Annotated in this window: 6 protein-coding genes; 4 read left to right on the top strand and 2 right to left on the bottom strand. The window is 61.4% G+C overall.

Annotated features, from left to right (window positions below; translation table 11 throughout):
* Positions 1–102: 102 nt before the first annotated feature.
* Positions 103–1,491 carry an ATP-binding protein gene (locus B7G66_RS15265; protein ID WP_003620814.1) on the bottom strand — a complete coding sequence of 463 codons (1,389 nt, stop codon included), beginning with the start codon at positions 1,489–1,491 and terminating at the stop codon, positions 103–105.
* A gap of 100 nt (positions 1,492–1,591) precedes the next feature.
* Positions 1,592–1,795 (bottom strand): 30S ribosomal protein S21, encoded by a 204-nt coding sequence (rpsU, locus tag B7G66_RS15260; protein WP_010506446.1) that lies wholly within the window; start codon positions 1,793–1,795, stop codon positions 1,592–1,594.
* A gap of 297 nt (positions 1,796–2,092) precedes the next feature.
* Here rpsU and def point away from each other — a divergent pair, with 297 nt between their 5' ends.
* Genes def through B7G66_RS15240 form a run of 4 tightly spaced genes read left to right on the top strand, consistent with a single transcriptional unit; the run spans position 2,093 to position 4,569 of the window.
* Positions 2,093–2,629, top strand: coding sequence for a peptide deformylase (gene def, locus B7G66_RS15255; protein WP_003620820.1), 537 nt, complete (start codon positions 2,093–2,095; stop codon positions 2,627–2,629).
* Complete coding sequence (locus tag B7G66_RS15250; RefSeq protein WP_003620822.1) at positions 2,626–3,243, top strand: COQ9 family protein; 618 nt, start codon at positions 2,626–2,628, stop codon at positions 3,241–3,243. The genes def and B7G66_RS15250 overlap by 4 nt, the downstream gene beginning before the upstream one ends.
* Before the next feature lie 28 nt (positions 3,244–3,271).
* Positions 3,272–3,826, top strand: a complete 555-nt coding sequence (locus B7G66_RS15245) for a MarR family transcriptional regulator (RefSeq protein WP_307723140.1) — start codon at positions 3,272–3,274, stop codon at positions 3,824–3,826.
* A 53-nt stretch (positions 3,827–3,879) separates the two neighbouring features.
* Positions 3,880–4,569, top strand: coding sequence for a response regulator (locus tag B7G66_RS15240; RefSeq protein WP_040512102.1), 690 nt, complete (start codon positions 3,880–3,882; stop codon positions 4,567–4,569).
* The last annotated feature ends 217 nt before the right edge of the window (positions 4,570–4,786 follow it).

Below are 4,786 nucleotides of genomic sequence, written 5' to 3'. Positions count from 1 at the left end.
TTGAAAAAAGGCGGCACCCAAAAACTTTTCCTGTTTTTATCAATGAGTTGATTTCAAACACTCTCCAAGAGATCATCTGGAACACGCGCCCCTTGGCCCCGATCAGTCCGGGATGATGATCCGGACACGCAGGCCACCGGACGGGCTGCTTTCAAGGCGGATTTCCCCCCCATGGGCGTGGATGATATCGCGCGCGATGGCAAGGCCAAGCCCTGTTCCCCCGTCACGCCCGCTTTCAAAGGGGCGAAACACGCTCTCACGCCGGGATTCGTCAATCCCACATCCGTCATCATCAACATAAATGACGGTGGCGTTACGCTTCTTGCGCGCACTGAGCCAGATGCGATTGGCGTGGCGGCGTGCATTTTCGACGATGTTCGACAACACACGCCGGAATGCCGCCAGCCGCACCACGATACCCAACGGGCGCGCAACATGGACACTGATATCGCCCGCCCCGGCACGACGGGCCGCCACCGCAACCTCGGTCAGCAGTTCCCCCACATCGACCATCGACGGAACCTCCGCCCCCTCGCCCCGGGCGAAGGAGAGATATCCCTCGATCATATGTTCCATCTCCCCGATATCGGCCACCATGTCCTCGATATCGGGTTGCAGGTCTTCAGCCCGGACCTGCCCCTGTCGCGGCATCATCGCCAATGTCAGGCGCAGGCGTGTCAGCGGCGTGCGCAGGTCATGCGATACCCCCGCCAGAACGGATGTCCTTTGTTCAACAAAACGGAAGATGCGGTCACGCATGCGGTTGAAGGCCACCGCCGCCTTGCGGATTTCCTGCGCGCCTTCGGGGTGGATCGGGTCGATGTCACGCCCCAGGCCAAACAGTTCCGCCGCCCGCGCCAGACGCCGTATGGCACGCACCTGATTGCGCATGAAGAACGCCGCGATACAGAACAGCACAAGCGCGCTGCCCGTTGCCCAGGCGACAAACAGCCACACCGGTGCGACATCCAATCGCTTGCGCGGGGTATCGACGCGCAGGACGCCATCGGGCATCTGGATGAAGACCGATACGATACGGCGATCACTTTTCCAATCCACGAAGGCAGGCCGCCCGAGCGCGACGCGCAGGTCACGCACAAGGTCATCATCCACCGGGCCCAGCACATGGTTTGATCCCACGCGCTGCAGGCTGTCCCCTTCGCGCCAGCTCATATGAAGCTGCGCGCGTTCATGCACATCCCGCAGGATCCAGGCGCGGTCCGATGGCGCGGGATAGCGTTCCATGACGTCGATGGTCATGGCGATGTTGTTCACCACACCAGCCGATAGCCGCCGCGAAACGATCTTGAGGTAATTGCCATAAAATAGTTCGAGCGAGATCCCCTGCGTCACCAGCAGGGGAATGAACCCGATCAGCAACATCCGCCCCAACAGCGAACGCGGCAGCACACGCCGGACAAGCCTGTCCAGATGTCGCGCGCCCATGGACGGGCCATTGACCGATGACAGGGGATCAGGCGGCGGCGTCATGGATCATCCCACGATCCGTTGGCGGCACGGCATAAAAAAAGCCGACCCCATGCGGAAGCCGGCTTTTCCCACGGGCGATGCCCGGTATCTGAAGACCAGATCAGAACCCTTCGCGTTCCAGACGCTTGCGCTCCATCTTGCGCGCACGGCGCACGGCTTCAGCAGCTTCACGCGCCTTGCGTTCAGACGGCTTTTCATAGTGCCGACGCAGCTTCATTTCCCGGAAGATGCCTTCGCGCTGCATCTTCTTCTTGAGGGCCTTGAGAGCCTGATCGACGTTATTATCACGAACGAGAACCTGCACTGGGTCGTCAACTCCTGCTTTAAGCCGTCACTTGCGCCGGCGGCGATGGGTATCTGTAATGGGGGATGACCGCCCGAGGTCATTCCCTGCGTGCGATTCCCAAACGGGCCGCACCTATATCACAGCCCGATCCGGCAACACAAATCTTTCCGGTGCTTTTACACTGTGCCGGGGCAGGTTATTTCACGACCGTCCCATGCACGCAACGCAGATGACGCGCTTTCATGCCAGATACACATGACCGGATACAAACGGCCGGATGAGAAATGGCCAGATGCGAAAGGACTCAAACCTTCCATGACCCTGCTCAAGATCGCCCGGATGGGGCATCCCGTGCTGCTGCGTCGTGCGGACGCGGTCACGGACCCCACCGCCCCCGACATCGTACATCTGGTGGCGGACATGATCGAAACGATGGAAGACGCCGGTGGCGTGGGCCTTGCCGCGCCACAGGTACACCGTTCATGCAGGGTGTTCGTCTATCGCGTGCCTGACACCCGCAGCAGCGGCGCACCCGATGACCAGCCCTGCGGCCCACAGGTCCTGATCAACCCCCATCTTACACCGATCGGGGAAGAAACGGTCCTGCGGCTGGAGGGATGCCTGTCGATTCCGGGCCTGCGCGGATGGGTTCCCCGCCACACCCGCGTCGCCTATCACGGATACGATGCACAGGGGCGGCAGGTGAAAGGCACGGCATCGGGATTTCTGGCGAATGTGATGCAACATGAATATGATCACCTGAACGGCATATTATATCCGATGCGGATGAACGATCTGGCGAAGATGGGGTTTGACACTGAAATGGCACGTTACGGAGAAGAACAGGCATGATCGGGTCCTTCCTCACGGCATCGGCCGCATCATGCCTGCTGCCACCTGCCCTCGATCACTCCCCCGCGCGTGACGCCGCCCTGCGCCGGATGATGCAGGGCGCGGGACAACGCGAATGGTCCATGGCCACAGTACGGCAGGTCGCGGGCGACGATGCCGACCTGCTGTTCCCCGGCGGGATCGCCGAGGTGGCTGAAGCCTATTTCGACCTGGCCGACCGTGACATGCAGGCCGCCGCCCACGGTTTCCATTCCCGCAAGCTCAGCCGCAGGGTGCGTGCCGCCATCATGTTTCGCCTGCACGATGCCAGTGGCTATCGCCCTGCCGTGCGCCACGCCCTGTCGGTGCTGATGGTGCCGGGGCACGCACGCCTGCTTGCACGCAGCCTTGCGCGTAGCGTCAACGCCATCTGGGCCGCCGCAGGGGACGATTCGCAGGGCGTGACCTACCTGACCAAGCGCGCATCGCTGACGGGAATCTATGTCTCAACGCTGCTGTTCTGGCTGGCGCGGGGCGGCAACATGGCGACGGTGGAGGAATTCCTGGACCGTCGTCTGGCCGATATCGCCCGGATCACACGGCTGAAGAACCGCCTGATGGGACGTCCGTTCTGATCCCCCCATTGGCCCGCAGCACCTGCCCTTGACAGAACGTCGCCCCCCCTTGCCACCGGCCCGGCCGATACGCCCGCGCGCAGGCGTGGAACTCCTGTTCCTGCGCGACGAGGACATGCGTCAGGCACAGATGCTGATGACGCAGGCCTGTCGCGGGTTCGCAGGGCTGCTTGATCCCCTGCTGGAGGAGATGCAGATCGGACATGCGCACCAGCGAATCCTGCAATTCGTGAAAAACGAACCGGATATTTCCGTCGGCGCCCTGCTGGACATTCTGTCGATTACCAAGCAAAGCATGGCGCGTGCCCTCAACGACCTTGTGCGTCGCGGGCTGCTTCACCAACGCGCCAGCACCCGTGACCGGCGCATGCGCCTGCTGCGCCTGACCGACGCAGGATACGAAATGGAACGCCGTTTGTTCGAACGGCAGCGTGATGTCCTGTTGCGGGTATATCGCGACGCGGGTGGTCCGGCGGTCGAAGGATTCCGCAAGGTCATGCGCGGCCTGATTGAGGAATCACAGAATATGGCGCGCCATCGCGATGACAAAGCACCCGCTCAGACACAACGGAGCCGTGAATGAACAGGTCCCCCCGCCCTGCATCCCCCACCGCACAGACACGCGAACCGGCTGGTATGGACGCCCATATCGTCGTGGTCGATGACGACCCGCGCCTGCGCCGCCTGCTGCAACGTTACCTTACCGAACAGGGATTCCGCGTCAGTGCCGCGGCCTCCGCGCATGAAGCACGACAGGTCCTTGGCTTCATGCAGCCTGACGCCCTTGTGCTCGACATCACAATGCCGGGTGAAAACGGGCTGGAACTGACACGCGAACTGCGTAACGAAGGGCTGGATTTTCCCATCCTGCTGCTGACCGCACGCGGGGAGCCGGAAGACCGTATCATCGGGCTGGAGGCCGGGGCCGATGATTATCTTGGCAAGCCTTTTGAACCACGTGAACTGCTGTTACGGCTCAAGGCGCACCTGCGTCGCTTTGCCCCGCCGCCACCCACCAATAACCTGCGCATCGTGCGGCTTGGTGAACTGGAGTTCGATCCCGCCCGCAGCCTGCTGAGCGGACAGGACGGAATCGTCCACCTGACGGGCGGCGAATCCGCGCTGCTTGCGGTGCTGGCGCGCCATCCCAACGAAGTCCTCTCGCGCCATGAAATCGCACAAACGCTGGAAATGGATGAAATCGGCGAACGTGCCGTTGACGTGCAGGTCACGCGCCTGCGCCGCCGGATCGAACCCGACCCAAGGGAGCCGCGCTTCCTCCAGACCGTACGTGGCAAGGGATATGTGCTCAAGCCCGGCCTGTAAGGTGCGGAGGCATGGCCTGTGCCTACCCACACGCCCGGTTGAAAAGATAGTTGCCGGCACCTGACTGGAATGACAAAATCTCTTTGCGAGACTTTGTTCATAAAGCCTTGAAATGCACTCTCTTTTTTAGAGGCTGCGTAATATAGTCAGGCTCAATAACATTCTGAAAGAACAAAGGTTTTTGGTGAAGCTTTTTCTAAAAAGCTTCAGAAGAGGC

Origin of the sequence: Novacetimonas hansenii JCM 7643, from assembly GCF_000964405.1 — a bacterium.
Lineage (GTDB): Bacteria > Pseudomonadota > Alphaproteobacteria > Acetobacterales > Acetobacteraceae > Novacetimonas > Novacetimonas hansenii.
This window is presented reverse-complemented; position numbering and strand designations above follow the sequence as displayed.

What these genes read in the sequence shown, in the direction of transcription:
- B7G66_RS15265 (WP_003620814.1), bottom strand. Translation starts at nt 1,491, where the DNA reads ATGACGCCGCCGCCTGATCCCCTGTCATCGGTCAATGGCCCGTCCATG.
- def (WP_003620820.1), top strand. Translation starts at nt 2,093, where the DNA reads ATGACCCTGCTCAAGATCGCCCGGATGGGGCATCCCGTGCTGCTGCGT.
- B7G66_RS15250 (WP_003620822.1), top strand. Translation starts at nt 2,626, where the DNA reads ATGATCGGGTCCTTCCTCACGGCATCGGCCGCATCATGCCTGCTGCCA.
- B7G66_RS15240 (WP_040512102.1), top strand. Translation starts at nt 3,880, where the DNA reads ATGGACGCCCATATCGTCGTGGTCGATGACGACCCGCGCCTGCGCCGC.